The sequence below is a fragment of the Burkholderia sp. HI4860 genome (genome assembly GCF_002223045.2).
Classification (GTDB): domain Bacteria; phylum Pseudomonadota; class Gammaproteobacteria; order Burkholderiales; family Burkholderiaceae; genus Burkholderia.
Genome location: NZ_NKFO02000003.1, coordinates 3,117,749 through 3,132,491 on the forward strand (window position 1 = coordinate 3,117,749; position 14,743 = coordinate 3,132,491).

The following is a 14,743-nucleotide window of genomic DNA, read 5'->3' on the forward strand; positions in this document are numbered from 1 at the left end:
AACGCATGGCTGAACCTACAACCAGCATCGCTGCAGCCGCCGGCGCACTGCTCGTAAAGATCGTGCCAGGCGCGATCGGCTCGCTGATCGCGTTGCGCTTCATCGGCGACGGGCTGACCGGCCGGCAGAAGGCCGTGTCGTTCGTCGCGGGTGCAGCGTTCTCGTATTTCGTCGGGCCGTTGATCGTCGTGTGGTGTGGCATCGCGGACAGCGGCGCGCAGCAGGCGATCGGCTTTCTGATCGGGCTGTTCGGCCTAGCGATCACAAAAGAGCTATTCAAAGAAATCAACAACGCTGACTTCATCGGGGCCCTTAAACGCCGCTTCCTTGGGGGGCAATGATGGTCACGATCTTCGTTTTCGCAAACCTCGTCGTGCTCGCGTTCTGCGTGTGGATCGCCGTTACGGATGCAATCGCGACGGGATGGTGGGGCACGGTCGGTTTCTCGATCATCGGCATCGCGGCCGCCGTCAATGTCTTGAAGCCGATCCGCATGCTGCCCGTGATCGACCTGCCCGAGACGCTGATGATGGTGGGCATGGCGATCGTGTGCCTGTGGGTGATGGGTCGCAAAGCTTACTGGTGGACGAAGGAGCACAAGCACAATGGCGCGCATTGACGCAGTAACGGCGGGCGGCAAGAACCGTGTCGCTTTCCTCGACATGATCGCGGCGAGCGAGATCACGCCCGCGCTGCTCGCGAAATCGGACGACGGGTACAACGTTCTTGTTGGCGCGACGCCCGCGCGGCCGCTGCTGTTCTCCAGCTATGCGGCGCACCCGAATGTGCTCAACCGGCAGATCCCGGTGCCGTCGACAGCGGCCGGCCGCTATCAGATCCTCTATCGGTGGTGGCGCATCTACCAGGCGCAGATGAAGCTGCCCGACTTCGGGCCCGTGTCGCAGGACCGCTACGCACTGCAGCAACTGCGCGAGCACGGCGCGCTTCCACTGATCGACGTCGGTCGCTTCCGCGAGGCGGTCGCGAAGGTATCGAATGTTTGGGCCAGCCTGCCGGGCGCCGGCTACGGGCAGCATGAGAACGACATCGAGCGGCTGCAGGCGGCATACCAGGTTGCCGGTGGGGAGGTCGCAGCATGACGATCCTCGATCCGCGCCTCTGGCTGGCCTTTATCGTCTCCCTCGCGATCACGGCCGGCAGTTGCTACTTCAAGGGGCACACTGACGGCGTGCGCACGACGAACATCGCTGCGCAGAAGAGGCAACTTGCTGCCGTCAGCGCAGCGCGCACCGAAGAGCAACGCCGCACTGCGGCACAATCGGAGAACGCCAAAAATGCGAATCAACAACGCACTGCCGCGCTCGCGGATGCTTTTGCTGCTCGCGCTGCCGCTGGCAGCCTGCAACAGCGCGTCGATCAGCTCGTCGCAGCTGCCCGCCATCCCGCCACTTCCGCCGGAAGCCCGGCAACCGGCGACACCCTCGGTCTGCTTGCCGACGTGCTCGGCCGCGCTGACCAGCGCGCGGGCGAACTGGCAGAGTACGCTGACCGCGCCCGCATCGCCGGCCAGCAGTGCGAGCGCGACTACGACGCGTTGACGGCTACGAGGTGAGGTATCCGTGCACGGCTGCGCACGCGGATGCGGTGATAGTCGAACAACTCGTCCCAGCCTCGATCGCTACCTGACCATCCGTTCTCGTCATAGTTGTTGACGACCGACGTGTAGACGCCGGGGAACGGATCGCCGTCGAGGCCGGCATGGTTGTTGTAATCGTTCAGCAGCAGGAGATTCACATTCGCGCGGGGGAGCGCGGCGCGCAGCGCGGTCATGAAGCGTTGCAACAGCTCCTCGTCGAACATGCGCGTGTCCGGATAGAACTGCGCCCATCCATGTGCGAAGCGCACGAATAGCACGTCGCCTTCGAGCGTTAGCAGTCGGCGCACCAAATGCGCGAACTTCTCAAGATTCTGAGCGCATTTCGCTCGGACCAGAAACGGCGCGTATTCACCATTGAGCTTCGCTTCGTCGAAGTCGTGATAGTGCATCGTGCCGTAGCGGCCGCACATGATCGCCGGCCCCGTATCCTCGCGCACGACCTGCATGTTCTCTTCACGGAAGATATCGACGAAGCCAGATTCGAACAGCTCGACGAGGGCGACGGTCGGCGTCACCCACCAGTCGAGCGGGTAGGCTTCGTCAATGCCGAAGTAACGCCGGACCTGGTACACCGTCTGGCAATGGCCCCCAAGGCTGACGATGTGGTCGAATTCGCGATCGATCATTTGTTTTCTCGTAGTGAGGGATCGAGGCTGCACCGATGTATTGCTATAAAATATTACATAAGCCTGTCTAAATTGAAAGGGCCTTTGAGCTCGCAGCAGCACATGCGCGCTCTATTCATTAGCGAATCCAGGCGCTGGCAAGCCTTGCAATGCCAGCAGTGTGCCGACCGTACCGAAGATCAGCACACCAGCGATAACTCCAAGCCAGCTGCGGCCCGTCGCTTTGCTGATCTTCGTGCCTAGATATACGGCGCCAGCCAACACCGCGGCGTAGAGCAAAAAGGCACCTAACTGGAAAGCAAACGCGCTCATTCGGGCCGACCGTGACGGTGTGAAGTTGCCATATTACTGCGGCGGGATCACCCCATCATGGTGTAACGGGTCGGTCGCGCGAATTGATGCGCGAGCCTATCGCAAGTTTCGTCGTCTAGTTCGTCCAGGCCGGTCGCGCGCTGCCAGAAAGCGCAGCCAAGGCGCGGTCGCGCCGCAACAGCATTGAGGTGCCCGGGGTGCGCGCAGATCGCGTGCGCGCCATCACAGAACGCCACACCGGACCAATGCTCACAGGTCCAGCATGGGCGGTTGATATTTTCGATGAAAAGGCCGGAGCCCAAACCGTCGTTAGCCACAGGGCAAATACTGTATAAAAACACAGTATTTGCCCTGTGATTCCGTGCGTCAAGCGGCCGCGATCAGAGGTTGCCGGATCGGGATGATCTCGGCCCCGCGACCGTCCGCGCACGCGCCGACAAACTCGGCCCACTTTTCGAGGGCCACTCGGCGCTCCGGGATTTCCTGCCGCACGTCGTAGATGCCTTCCATCCCTCTGAGCTTGTGGTTCAGCGCGATCTCGGTGATCTCTTTCGGGATGCCCATGTTCATCATGTGGCCCTTGGCCGTGCTGCGCGTGTCGTGCGGTGTGAAGCGTCGGGCCTCGAGATCGCCGCGCAGAAACGCCCGGTCGATGGCCGCCCACAGCGTTGTGTTGCCGACGTGCGTATCGCCGAGCCGGTTGATGCGTTGCTGACCGCGCGCAGGCAGCAGCCACGGAGAATCGCCGGATAACGCGAGCAGTTCCTCGAACCATGCGGCGACGAGCGGCACGAGCGGCACGAGGAAACCGTTTCGCGTCTTGACCGTCTCGTCGGCGACGAACCACGTGCCGCGCTGCAGGTCGATGAATTCCTTTCGTGCCTTGACGAGCTCGTTCGTGCGCACGCACGTCGCGAGCAGGATGCGCAGCATTAGCCCATTCTCGCGACCGATCGTGTCGTCGATGTCGGGCAGGATCTTCGCCAGCTCGTCGACGGCCAGCATCACGCGCGGCCTGACCTTCGGCCGGGCACCCATGATCGCGGTCAGCTTGACGCCGGCGCACGGGTTTGCGGCGATGATCTTGCGGCCGCACGCGTGGTCGAACACCTGCGTCATGGTGGTGAGGATCCGCTTCGACATCGTCCAGCCGCGGCCGGCGTCCTCGATCGCCTGCACAACGTCAGCCGGCGTCACGCGGCGCACTTCCAGCGAACCGAGCTTCGGCCCGACAACGTTGTCGAGATCCCACGTGCGGTAGTAGATCGTGCTGGCCGAAAGCGGCTTCTCGATGTCCTGCGCGAATCGCTTCGCGCAGAAGTCGGTGACCAGGTCGTTGACCGTCCATGCGGCGGCCGACGCCGCGCGCTCGGTCTTCTTCGCGGCGGCCGGGTCAGCGCCGTTGTCGATCGCGACGCGGTGTGCGCGGGCTGCTTTGCGCGCGGCCGCGAGCGACAGGTCGGGGTAGTTGCCGAGCGTCAGCTCGCGGCGCCGGCCGCCAGCCAACCGGTAACGCAGAATCCACGCGGCCGTGCCGCCGGCGGAAAGAGTGAAGGTGAGCCCGTCGCCGTCGGACTTTGCGATCGGCGTGCCGGCCGCGATCCATCGCCGCAGCTGCAGGTCGTCGAGCACATTCGTTTGCCTGGCCATATCGTTCCTCGTGGGTAGTCAGGCGATAGTGCCAGCGAAATAGCTACCCGCCTAGCTACCCAAATTTCCTTAGCCACTCTTAGACTTTGCTGGTCGTCGTTTGGCTAAAACCCTTGATGGGCTTGGGGTTTAGGGCGATCGGATAGTCGTTTCTGGTCGCACTTAGATGTTAATGAAAATAGCAGGTGGCGATTTTCATGAACGGGAGTGTGCGTGCGGGGTGAATACGAAGGCCGCCATCTTACCGCGAGCACGCGGCGCGAACGCGCGCTTCGTGCGGGGCGGGGAAGGCGCCGCGCGCAGCCGTTTCGATGAACCGGGAAGAAATTGTGACAAAAGTATTGACGTGAGTACTTCCTCACCCTATAATTTACTTCTCTGACGCGGGGTGGAGCAGTCTGGCAGCTCGTCGGGCTCATAACCCGAAGGTCGTAGGTTCAAATCCTACCCCCGCAACCAAGCACACCAGACGATGTGCAGCGCAAGTGACCGATGCGCGCTTCGTCGACAGGAACCCGGCCTCGTGCCGGGTTTTTTGTTTTCCGCGCGGCAGCGATCAGCGCGCCGCCCACTCGACCGCCGCCTTCGCATGCAGCGCGGTCGTATCGAACACCGGCAGCGGCGAATCGTCCGCGCCGATCAGCAGCGTGATTTCCGTGCAGCCGAGGATCACGGCCTGCGCACCGCGCCGGGCCAGTTCCTCGATGATCGCCACGTACGTCGCACGCGATTCCGGCGAGACGATGCCGTGGCACAGCTCGTCGTAGATGATCCGGTGCACGTCGCCGCGCCCGCGTTCGTCCGGCACGAGCACCTCCATCCCGAACTTCCCGCGCAGCCGCTCCGCGTAGAACGGCAGCTCCATCGTGTAGCGCGTGCCGAGCAGCGCGACGCGCTCGACGCCGGCATCGCGCAGCGCGGTGCCGGTCGGATCGGCGATGTGCAGGAACGGCAACTTCACCGCGGCTTCGATCGCATCGCAGACGCGATGCATCGTATTGGTGGTCAGCACGACCAGATCGGCGCCGGCCGCTTCGAGCTGTCGTGCGGCGCCGGCCATCGGTTCGCCGAGCGCGGCCCAGTCGTGCGTGCGCTGCAGCGCTTCGATCTCCGCGAAATCGACCGTGACCAGCACGCTCTTCGCGTTGTGGTGCCCGCCGTGCAACGCCTTCGAATGGCGATTGATCATCCGGTAGTACTCGGCCGACGATTCCCAGCTCATCCCGCCGATCAGTCCGATTGTCTTCATCAGAATTTGCTCCGAGAAACCCCGCCATTTCCCCCAAGGGGACTTCCTTCGGGGCGGATGGCGGGAAGGAAAGGCGTGCTGTTGACAGGTAGCTTCTTCCACGGGTTAGGATCACCTGCATGATTCTTGTCTACCGCTACCGCGTGAAGTCGCTCAACGGACTGCTTAACAAGCAGAGCCGTGCGGTGAACTTCGTCTGGAACTTCTGCAATGACACGCAGAAGCACGCGCTCCAGTGGAGCAGGAAGTGGCCGACGGGATTCGATCTGAACGTGCTGACGACGGGGAGCAGCAAGGCGCTCGGCATCCACTCCGGCACGATCAACGCGACGTGCGAGCAATATGCGAAGTCGCGCAGCCAACACCGTCGGCCATACCTGCGCTATCGTGGCAGGAAATCGCTGGGCTGGGTGCCGTTGAAGGGGCGTGACCTGAAGCGCGAAGGCGAAGCGTTCCGCTTTGCCGGCAACACGTTTCGCGTGTTCAACAGCCGCACGCTTCCCGAAGGCAAGATCAAGGACGGGACCAACTTCGCGCAGGATGCGCGTGGCAATTGGTTCTTGAACATCGTGATCGAGGTGCCCGATGTTCAAGCTCGCCCGATCCGTTCCGGTGTCGGCATCGATCTCGGCCTGAAAGACTTCGCCACACTTTCGACCGGCGAGAAACTGCCTAACGATCGGTTCGGTCGACAAGCGGCGGAAAAGCTGGCGAAAGCGCAACGGGCGCGAAAGCATAAACGGCATATCGCGAAGCTGCACGCCAAGATTGCGAATGCCCGTGCCGATTTCCAGCACAAGCTCGCACTCGATCTGGTGCGGCGGTTCGATTACATCGCGGTCGGCAACGTGTCGGCCGCGAAACTCGCCAGAACCAGGATGGCGAAGAGCGTCTACGACGCGTCCTGGTCGTCCTTCCGAGACAAGCTCCGCTACAAGGCGATCGCGCACGGAGCCACGTTCGAGGAAGTCGACGAAAGCGGTTCGACCCAGTCCTGTTCGGCGTGCGGGTCGAAAGACAGCACGACGCGGCCGAAAGGTATCGCAGGACTGAGAATAAGAGAATGGGCCTGCAGTGACTGTGGTGTCGAGCATGATCGTGATATCAACGCTGCGCTGAACATTCTCCGATGCGGACGTGCATCGCCAGATGTGGGAATCCTCCGCCTTTAGGCGGACGAGGACGTCAACCGTCACCTTTGCGTTTCGTGTCTCGCGGCAGACGAGTATAGGCGCCGCTGTCTGTACCCGGCCGGTACGATCCGCACAAACCGGGCCGGTACGGCGCAGCCAGTTATGAGTGGCCGGCCACGGGCGGCCGGCTATGGCCGCACGCGACAGTTGAAACCGGCACTGTGTTTTTGTACAGTATCGGCACCGTGAACCCGACCATCATTCCGCCTGCCGATCCGCCCGCGCCGCCGCCGGGCGATGCGCCGCCGCGCATGCGCAAGATCATTCACTGCGACTGCGACTGCTTCTACGCGTCGGTCGAGATGCGCGACGACCCGTCGCTGCGCAACCGGCCGCTCGCGGTCGGCGGCCGGCCCGACCAGCGTGGCGTGATCGCGACCTGCAACTACGAGGCGCGGCGCTATGGCGTGCATTCGGCGATGTCGTCGGCGCTGGCGATGCGCAAGTGCCCGGACCTGCTGATCCTGCCGACCGCGATGGACAAGTACCGCGCGGCGTCGCGGCAGATCATGGCGATCTATCGCGACTACACGCCCGACGTCGAGCCGCTGTCGCTCGACGAGGCGTACCTCGACGTCAGCGGGTCGGAGCGCTGCCAGGGGAGTGCCACGCTGATTGCGCGGGAGATCCGCCAGCGCGTGTTCGACACGGTCGGCGTGACCGTATCGGCCGGCGTCGCGCCGAACAAGTTCATCGCGAAGATCGCGTCCGACTGGAACAAGCCCGACGGGCTGTTCGTCGTGCGGCCGCACGAGATCGACGCGTTCGTCGCGGCGCTGCCGGTGCGCAAGCTGCACGGCGTCGGCAAGGTGACGGCCACGCGGCTCGACCGGCTCGGCATCCAGACCTGCGCGCAGTTGCGCGACTGGCCGCTGATCGACCTGCACCGCGAATTCGGCGCGTTCGGGCGGCGCTTGTACGAACTGTCGCGCGGGATCGACGAGCGGCGCGTGCAGGCCGACCAGGAGCGCAAGTCGGTCAGCGTCGAGACGACCTACGTGACCGACCTGACGACGCTCGAGCAGTGCGCGGAGGAAATCCGCCGCCTCGTCGTGCAACTCGACGCGCGGATCGAACGGGCGGGCGCCGCGCGCTCGATCCGCAAGCTGTACGTGAAGATCCGCTTCGCCGATTTCCAGCGCACGACGGTCGAGTGCGTGGCCGATGCGACGAATGCGGACACGGCCGTCACGCTGCTCGCGAAGGGGCTGCAACGGCGGGCGCAGGCGGTGCGGCTGCTCGGCGTCGGCGTGCGCATCGACGAAGATACCGCCGAGCGCCACGGGCAGTTCTCGCTGTTCGACGACGAGTCGCCCGCGCCATGAAAAAAGGCACCGCCGAAGCCGGTGCCTTTGCTACATGCAACCGAATGCGCTGGCGGGCCGCTCAGTGCGCGGGTGCCGCCATCCCGTTGTGACGCAGCAGTGCATCGATCTGCGGCTCGCGGCCGCGGAACGCCTTGAACGAATCCATCGCCGGGCGGCTGCCGCCGACCTCGAGGATTTCGCGGCGATAGCGCGTGCCGGTCGCCGCATCGAGCACGCTGCCGCTTGCGGCGGCCGCTTCCTCGAACGCCGCGTACGCATCGGCCGACAGCACCTCGGCCCACTTGTAGCTGTAGTAGCCGGCCGCGTAGCCGCCCGCGAAGATATGGCTGAACGTGTTCGGCCAGCGCGAGAACGCGGCTTGCGGGATCACGTGATAGCGCTCGTTGATCTCGCGCGCGAATGCGGTCACGCCGGTGGCGCCCGCCGGGTCGAAGTCGACGTGCAGCAGCATGTCGAACATCGAGAACACGATCTGGCGCAGCGTGCCGAGCCCGCTCTGGAAGTTCTTCGCCGCGATCATCTTGTCGAACAGCTCGCGCGGCAGCGCGGCGCCCGTGTCGACGTGCGACGACATCGACGACAGCACGTCCCATTCCCAGCAGAAGTTTTCCATGAACTGCGACGGCAGCTCGACGGCATCCCATTCGACCCCGTTGATGCCCGACACGCCGAGTTCGTCGACGCGCGTGAGCATGTGGTGCAGCCCGTGGCCGAATTCATGGAACAGCGTGATGACTTCGTCGTGCGTGAAGCACGCGGGCTTGCCGCCGACCGGCGCCGAGAAGTTGCAGGTGAGATAGGCGACCGGCGTCTGCACGCTGCTGCCGCGCTTCGCGCGCGAACGCGCGTCGTCCATCCATGCGCCGCCGCGCTTGCCTTCGCGCGCGTACAGGTCGAGATAGAACTGCGCGACGAGCGAGCCGTCGCGGTTCTCGACGCGGAAGAAACGCACGTCCTTGTGCCACACCGGCGCGTCGTCCGGCTTGATCCGCACGCCGAACAGCGTCTCGGTGACGGTGAACAGGCCCTTCAGCGCGGCCGGTTCCGGGAAGTACTGCTTGACCTCGTTTTCCGAGAACGCGTAGCGTTGCTGGCGCAGCTTTTCGGCCGCGAACGCGACGTCCCACGGCGCGAGTTCGGCGAGGCCGAGTTCCTTCGCGGCGAACGTGCGCAGCTCGTCCCAGTCCTTCTCCGCGTGCGGTCGCGCGCGCGTGGCGAGATCCTCGAGGAACGCGATCACCTGCTGCGGCGATTCGGCCATCTTCGGCGCGAGCGACACTTCGGCGAAGTTGCGGAAGCCGAGCATCAGCGCCTCTTCGCGGCGCAGCTTCAGCGCATCGGCGACGATCGCCGTGTTGTCCCATTCGGCCTTGCCGTCACCGTACTGCGGCCCGAGTTCCGACGCGCGCGTCGCATAGGCACGGTAGAGCGTCTCGCGCAGTGCGCGGTTGTCCGCGTATTGCAGCACCGGGAAGTACGACGGGAAGTGCAGCGTGAATTTCCAGCCTTCCTTGGCATCCTTTTGCGCGGCTTCGCGGGCGGCCTCGATCGCGTCGCCGGGCAGGCCGGCGAGGTCGGCCTCGTCCTGCACGAAATACGCGTACGCGTTGGTCGCGTCGAGCACGTGATCGGAGAAGGCCTTCGACAGCGCGGCCTGCTGTTCCTGCAGTTCGGCGAAGCGCGGCTTCTGGTCCTCGGGCAGCTCGGCGCCCGACAGGCGGAAATCGCGCAGCGCGTTGTCGAGGATCTTCTTGCGTTCGGTGGACAGCGTCGCGTATTCGGCGCTTGCGGCGATCGCCTTGTACTTCTCGTACAGCGCGAGGTTCTGGCCGACGCTCGACCAGAATTCGGTCACGCGCGGCAGGTTCTCGCCATAGGCGGCCCGCAGTTCGGGCGTATCGGCCACCGCGTTCAGGTGGCCGACGATGCCCCACGCGCGACCGAGCGGCTCCGTCGCGTGCTCGACCGTCTCGACGACTGCTGCCCAGGTTGCCGGCGTCGCGGCCGCGCTGGCCGTCTCGACCGCGCGATTGGCGTCATCGAGCAGCGTGTCGAGCGCGGGCGTCACGTGTTCCGGGCGGATCTCGCCGAAGCGGGGCAGGCCCGAGAAATCGAGCAGCGGGTTGGTGTTGGCGCTGGCGGACATAAGACTCCCTGTCTGTTGCCGGATGAACCGGAGTGAAAAAGGGTAGGCGCGCAAGGCAATGCGGCGCCCGATATCGACATTATTGGGGCGCATCGTGCGCTTTCCAATCGTTAGTTTCTAACGATGCGATTGACGCGGGGTCGAATGCAGGGTGGAGGCGTTTGACGGCGCGGCGGACGCGGTGCGGCCGGCGAGGCGCCGGCGCGCGGAACCGCACGCCGGCTGAACGGGGCAGGGGCTCAGGCGGCCGCGTCGGCGGCGCGCTCGGCGGCTTCGATCGTGTTGATCAGCAGCATCGTGATGGTCATCGGGCCGACGCCGCCCGGCACCGGCGTGATGTGGCCGGCCACTTCCTTCACGCCCGCGAAGTCGACGTCGCCGCACAGCTTGCCCGCGTCGTCGCGGTTCATGCCGACGTCGATCACCGTCGCGCCGGGCTTCACCATGTCGGCGGTCAGGATGTTGCGCTTGCCGACCGCGGCGACCACGATGTCGGCCTGCCGCGTGTGCGCGGCGAGGTCGCGCGTCTTGCTGTGGCAGATCGTCACGGTCGCGCCGGCGTCGAGCAGCATCATCGCCATCGGCTTGCCGACGATGTTCGAGCGGCCGATCACGACCGCGTTCGCGCCCTGCAGCGGGATGTCGTGCGCCTCGAACATCTTCATCACGCCGTACGGCGTGCACGGGCGGAACAGCGGCTTGCCGGTCATCAGCGCGCCGGCGTTCGCGATGTGGAAGCCGTCGACGTCCTTCTCCGGTGCGATCGCCTCGATCACCTTGTGACTGTCGATGTGCTTGGGCAGCGGCAGCTGGACGAGGATGCCGTGGATCTTCGGATCGCGGTTCAGCGCGTCGATGTGCGCGAGCAGGTCGGCTTCCGACAGCGTGTCCGGGTACGCGTTCTTCAGCGAGAAGAAACCGTTGTCCTCGCACGCCTTGATCTTGTTGCGCACGTAGACTTCGCTGGCCGGGTTGGCGCCGACGAGGATCACCGCGAGACCGGGCTGGTGGCCGCGTGCGGTCAGGGCGGCGGCGCGTTCGGCGGCCTGTGCGCGCAGGGTCTTCGAAAGGGCGTTGCCGTCGATGAGGAGGGCTGTCATGGTGGTGGTCCTGCCGGGAAGTTGGAATGCGGGCGTGCGGCGCCCGAGGGGCACCGCAGCAAAGCACGGAATTATACCGTCCGCCTGCCGCCGTCCGACATCGAATGCACGGGAAGCGTCATGGCTGCGGCGCTTGCGCGCCGGGAAGAACGCCGCCGCGCGAGTGGGCCGCATCGCGCGACGGCGGTGGCGCGGCCCGCCGGGCAGGGCTGCCCGGGCCGCGCGGCAACCCCGTTCAGGCCTGCTTTTTCGACAGCGCGAGGCGCAGCAGGTCGGCCACCGTGTTGACGTTGAGCTTTTCCATGATGTTCGCGCGGTGCGCTTCGACCGTCTTGATGCTGATGCCGAGATCGTCGGCGATCTGCTTGTTCAGGCGGCCCGCGATGATCCGTTCGAGCACCTGCTGCTCGCGCGCGGTCAGCTTCGACAGGCGTTCGCTCGCGGCGCGCTGTTCCTGGACGCTCTTGCTTTCGCTTCGGGCCTTGTCGAGCATCCGCTCGACGAGCTTGCGCAGCTCGGCTTCGTCGAACGGTTTCTCGATAAAGTCCATCGCACCCTTTTTCATCGTCGAGACGGCCATCGGCACGTCGCCGTGACCCGTGACGAAGATGATCGGCAGCGCGGCATTGTCGGCAATCAGGCGCTCCTGCAGTTCGAGGCCGCTCATGCCCGACATCCGGACGTCGAGGATCAGGCACGCGATCTGGCCGGCCTGCTGCGCAGGCTGGTAGGCATCGAGGAACTGCTCGGCGCTCGAGAAGCATTGCACGCGATAGCCGTTCGCCTCCAGCAGCCAGCGCAGCGAGTCCCGTACGGCCTCGTCGTCGTCAACGACAAAGACGGTTTCCTGAGTGGTGGTGACAGGGCTATTCATAGTTCTCCCGTAACGGTATGTGATGCCGATGCCTCGCGCCCCCCTTGGCCGAGATCAGCGGGTTCCCCAATGGGCAGGCTGCAGTGGAACGTTGCGCCGGAAATGCGGCCATCCGGCTCGACGTTGTTGACCACCCACAGACGCCCCCGATGCGATTCGATGATCGAACGGCAGATATTCAGCCCCATGCCCATGCCATCGGACTTGGTGCTGTAAAACGGTTCAAACAGGCGCTCGGCGGTCGCTTCGTCGACGCCCGGGCCCTGGTCGATCACGCGGATGTCGACGAAGCCCGCCTCGATGTCGGCGACGACGCGGATCACGCCGTCCGCCGACGCCGGCTTCACGTCGGCCATTGCCTCGGCCGCGTTCTTCATCAGGTTCACGAGCACCTGCTCGATCAGCACGGGGTCGACATAAATAATAGGCATTCTTGCGAGGATTTCCGTGACGATCCGGATCCTGCGCTTCCTGGCCTCGATTTCGGCGAGCCCGACCGCGTCGGCGACGATGTCCGCGACCCGAGCCGGCTGGCGCTTCGGCTCGCTGCGCTTCACGAATTCGCGGATCCGCTTGACGATCATCCCCGCGCGCAGCGCCTGCTGCGCGGTCTTTTCCAGCGCGGGCTGCAGCGTCTCCGGCGTGCCGCGGCCGCTCTTCACGAGCGCGAGCGTGCCCGAGCAATAGTTGTTGATCGCGGCGAGCGGCTGGTTCAATTCGTGAGCAATCGACGACGCCATTTCACCCATCGTCATCAATCGGCTCGTGAACTGCAGCTTCTCTTCCTGCTGGTGCGCGAGTTCCTGCGCCTTCTTGCGGGTCGTGATGTCGGTCGCGATCTGCATCTGCGCGAGGTGGCCGTCCACCCACTGGATGTACTGGCGGCGCACCTCGAACCACTTCTGGATGCTCTCGACGTACACCTCCTGCGCGTCCGCCGTGCTGCTCGTCAGCGCGGCGGCCGGCAGGCCCGCGAACGCGTCGACCATGTCGATCGAGTCGGATGAGGCCTGCGCGCGGTCGAAGCCGCCGCCCGACAGCTCGAGATGGCCGTCCGGGCGAATGCCGAACAGATGGCGGTAGTAGCGGTTCGCGAACAGCAGCTCGGCTTCGTCGGCGGCCAGCACCGACACCGCGGCGTCGAGGCTTTCGAGCACCGTCGTGAAGCGCTCGTGCGCGGCCGCGAGTTCCTCGCGCGCGCGCTTCGGCTCGGTGATGTCGGTCATCGACGACATCCAGCCGGTCTGGCGGCCCGAGCTGTCGATCAGCGGCGACACGTACAGGCGCGCATGGAACAGCGTGCCGTTCTTGCGCCGCACGCGCAGCTCGAAGCCCGAGCTCGGCGCCTTGCCGCGCAGCGTCATGTCGAGCTGGCGCTGCATTTCCGGGTACGCGTCGCGCGGCCAGTACGGGAATGGCGCGACCTTGCCGACGAGGTCGGTTTCGTCCCAGCCCGTCATCCGGCAGAACGCGGGGTTCACGTGCGTGATGCGGCCGTGCATGTCGAGCACGCGCATGCCGATCAGCACCGAGTTTTCCATCGCGCGGCGGAAGAACGCTTCCGCGTACAGCGCCTGCTGCGCCTCGAAGCGCTGGCGCGTGTGCTTCCACAGGCTCCAGAGGCTCCACAGCACGAAGCACGACAGGCCTGCGACGAGCCACACGAGCGTGTTGTTGGTCAGGTTCGTGAGCTGCGGGAATGCGTACACGCGCACGGTCAGCCCCTGGCCGGGCGGATCGAGCGGCAGGTCGTAGTGCGAGTCGCGCGGCAGGCGTGGGCGCGTCGACGTGGACGACAGCTCGCGGTTGTTCGCGTCGGTGATCGAGATCTTGTACTTCGACGACAACTCTTGCGGGATGTCGTGCTTCAGGATGCCTTCGACCGAGAACACCGCGGCGATCGAGCCGAGGTACTCGCGGTCGCCGCGCATCACGGGGGTCTGCAGCGTGATGAAGCCGTTGCCGAAGTCGTCGTAGATCAGCGGCGAATAGGCCTGGCGGCGCGTGCTGCGCGCTTCGTCGTACGCGCCGCGCACGGCGTCCTGCATCTGCGCGTCGCCGGGCTTCGCGAGCCGCTGGCCGAGCAGCGGCGGATGCACGGTCGGCCAGCGCTGCACGCCGGGCGACGTGTACCAGTTCAGATAGAGGATTTCCGGATGCGTTTGCATCACGTCCGCGACCGCCATCTGGAACGCGTTCTGGTCGAGGCGGCCGGAGGCGAGATCGCGCGATAGTGCCTGGAGCTGTTCCTGCGCGCCCGTCATCGACAGGCGGATCTGCTGCTGCGCCCAGGCGACGTTACGGAAGAGGGTGTCTTCCTGCTGCTGCTGTTCGCGGCGGTTGAGGCTCCACAGGATGAGGCTCATCACCACCAGGAACACCAGGATCGACAGCAGGGGCGTCAGCAAATAGGAATTGGACCACCACGGTCCGTGGTGCCAACGGGACGGCTGCGACTCCGCCGGCGGGCCCGACGGTCGCGCCGAGCGTGCGAAAAGCCGATCGGTCAACATGGCAGGATTGTAGCGCAGCGCAATACATGGAAAACCGATACCGGATATGTTGAACGGAAACGGATTTGTTCAGCCGCGGCGCGCCCGAGAGCCCCGAAATATGGGTGCAGCGCAGCAATATTTCGTATTGCGAG

14 protein-coding genes and 1 tRNA gene are annotated in these 14,743 nt (G+C 65.0%); 7 read left to right on the top strand and 8 right to left on the bottom strand.

The window, feature by feature from the left end; genetic code table 11:
• The first annotated feature begins 5 nt into the window (after positions 1–5).
• From CFB34_RS29860 to CFB34_RS29875, 4 genes are read left to right on the top strand one after another with little or no spacing between them, the layout of a single operon-like run.
• Positions 6–341, top strand: a complete 336-nt coding sequence (locus CFB34_RS29860) for a holin (protein WP_089440525.1) — start codon at positions 6–8, stop codon at positions 339–341.
• Complete coding sequence (locus CFB34_RS29865; protein ID WP_242808713.1) at positions 341–619, top strand: holin; 279 nt, start codon at positions 341–343, stop codon at positions 617–619. Before CFB34_RS29860 ends, CFB34_RS29865 begins: the two co-directional genes overlap by 1 nt.
• Positions 606–1,100, top strand: coding sequence for a glycoside hydrolase family 104 protein (locus CFB34_RS29870; RefSeq protein ID WP_089440523.1), 495 nt, complete (start codon positions 606–608; stop codon positions 1,098–1,100). The genes CFB34_RS29865 and CFB34_RS29870 overlap by 14 nt, the downstream gene beginning before the upstream one ends.
• Entirely contained in the window at positions 1,097–1,573 is a 477-nt protein-coding gene (locus CFB34_RS29875; RefSeq protein ID WP_089440522.1) for a DUF2514 family protein, read from the top strand. The genes CFB34_RS29870 and CFB34_RS29875 overlap by 4 nt, the downstream gene beginning before the upstream one ends.
• Here the strand turns inward: CFB34_RS29875 and CFB34_RS29880 are convergent.
• From CFB34_RS29880 to CFB34_RS29890, 3 genes are all read right to left on the bottom strand, one after another.
• On the bottom strand, positions 1,546–2,244 hold the full coding sequence (locus CFB34_RS29880) for a DUF1796 family putative cysteine peptidase (RefSeq protein WP_089440521.1): 699 nt from the start codon (positions 2,242–2,244) through the stop codon (positions 1,546–1,548). The two genes, CFB34_RS29875 and CFB34_RS29880, sit on opposite strands and share 28 nt — an antisense overlap.
• A 111-nt stretch (positions 2,245–2,355) precedes the next feature.
• The gene (locus CFB34_RS29885; protein ID WP_143329449.1) at positions 2,356–2,556 is read right to left on the bottom strand and encodes a hypothetical protein; all 201 of its coding nucleotides are present in this window, start codon (positions 2,554–2,556) and stop codon (positions 2,356–2,358) included.
• Positions 2,557–2,922: 366 nt separating this feature from the next.
• Entirely contained in the window at positions 2,923–4,206 is a 1,284-nt protein-coding gene (locus tag CFB34_RS29890; protein WP_089440520.1) for a site-specific integrase, read from the bottom strand.
• Between the two features lie 382 nt (positions 4,207–4,588).
• On the opposite strand from CFB34_RS29890, the gene CFB34_RS29895 reads away from it, so the two are divergent.
• Positions 4,589–4,665, top strand: a tRNA-Met gene (locus CFB34_RS29895).
• Between the two features lie 97 nt (positions 4,666–4,762).
• Here CFB34_RS29895 and CFB34_RS29900 read toward each other — a convergent pair.
• Positions 4,763–5,455 (bottom strand): aspartate/glutamate racemase family protein, encoded by a 693-nt coding sequence (locus CFB34_RS29900; RefSeq protein WP_089440519.1) that lies wholly within the window; start codon positions 5,453–5,455, stop codon positions 4,763–4,765.
• A gap of 119 nt (positions 5,456–5,574) precedes the next feature.
• Here CFB34_RS29900 and CFB34_RS29905 point away from each other — a divergent pair, with 119 nt between their 5' ends.
• A complete protein-coding gene (locus CFB34_RS29905; RefSeq protein ID WP_089440518.1) occupies positions 5,575–6,627 on the top strand; it encodes an RNA-guided endonuclease TnpB family protein in 1,053 nt (350 codons plus the stop codon).
• A gap of 182 nt (positions 6,628–6,809) precedes the next feature.
• Positions 6,810–7,973: a DNA polymerase IV gene (gene dinB / locus CFB34_RS29910; RefSeq protein WP_089440517.1), complete on the top strand. Its 1,164-nt coding sequence runs from the start codon at positions 6,810–6,812 to the stop codon at positions 7,971–7,973.
• Between the two features lie 61 nt (positions 7,974–8,034).
• Here dinB and CFB34_RS29915 read toward each other — a convergent pair whose 3' ends face one another.
• From CFB34_RS29915 to fixL, 4 genes are all read right to left on the bottom strand, one after another.
• Positions 8,035–10,122: a M3 family metallopeptidase gene (locus tag CFB34_RS29915; protein WP_089440516.1), complete on the bottom strand. Its 2,088-nt coding sequence runs from the start codon at positions 10,120–10,122 to the stop codon at positions 8,035–8,037.
• A gap of 239 nt (positions 10,123–10,361) precedes the next feature.
• Positions 10,362–11,222: a bifunctional methylenetetrahydrofolate dehydrogenase/methenyltetrahydrofolate cyclohydrolase FolD gene (gene folD / locus CFB34_RS29920; protein ID WP_089440515.1), complete on the bottom strand. Its 861-nt coding sequence runs from the start codon at positions 11,220–11,222 to the stop codon at positions 10,362–10,364.
• A gap of 235 nt (positions 11,223–11,457) precedes the next feature.
• Complete coding sequence (gene fixJ, locus CFB34_RS29925; RefSeq protein WP_006493245.1) at positions 11,458–12,096, bottom strand: oxygen response regulator transcription factor FixJ; 639 nt, start codon at positions 12,094–12,096, stop codon at positions 11,458–11,460.
• Complete coding sequence (gene fixL, locus CFB34_RS29930) at positions 12,093–14,609, bottom strand: oxygen sensor histidine kinase FixL (RefSeq protein ID WP_089440514.1); 2,517 nt, start codon at positions 14,607–14,609, stop codon at positions 12,093–12,095. Before fixL ends, fixJ begins: the two co-directional genes overlap by 4 nt.
• Positions 14,610–14,743 lie beyond the last annotated feature (134 nt).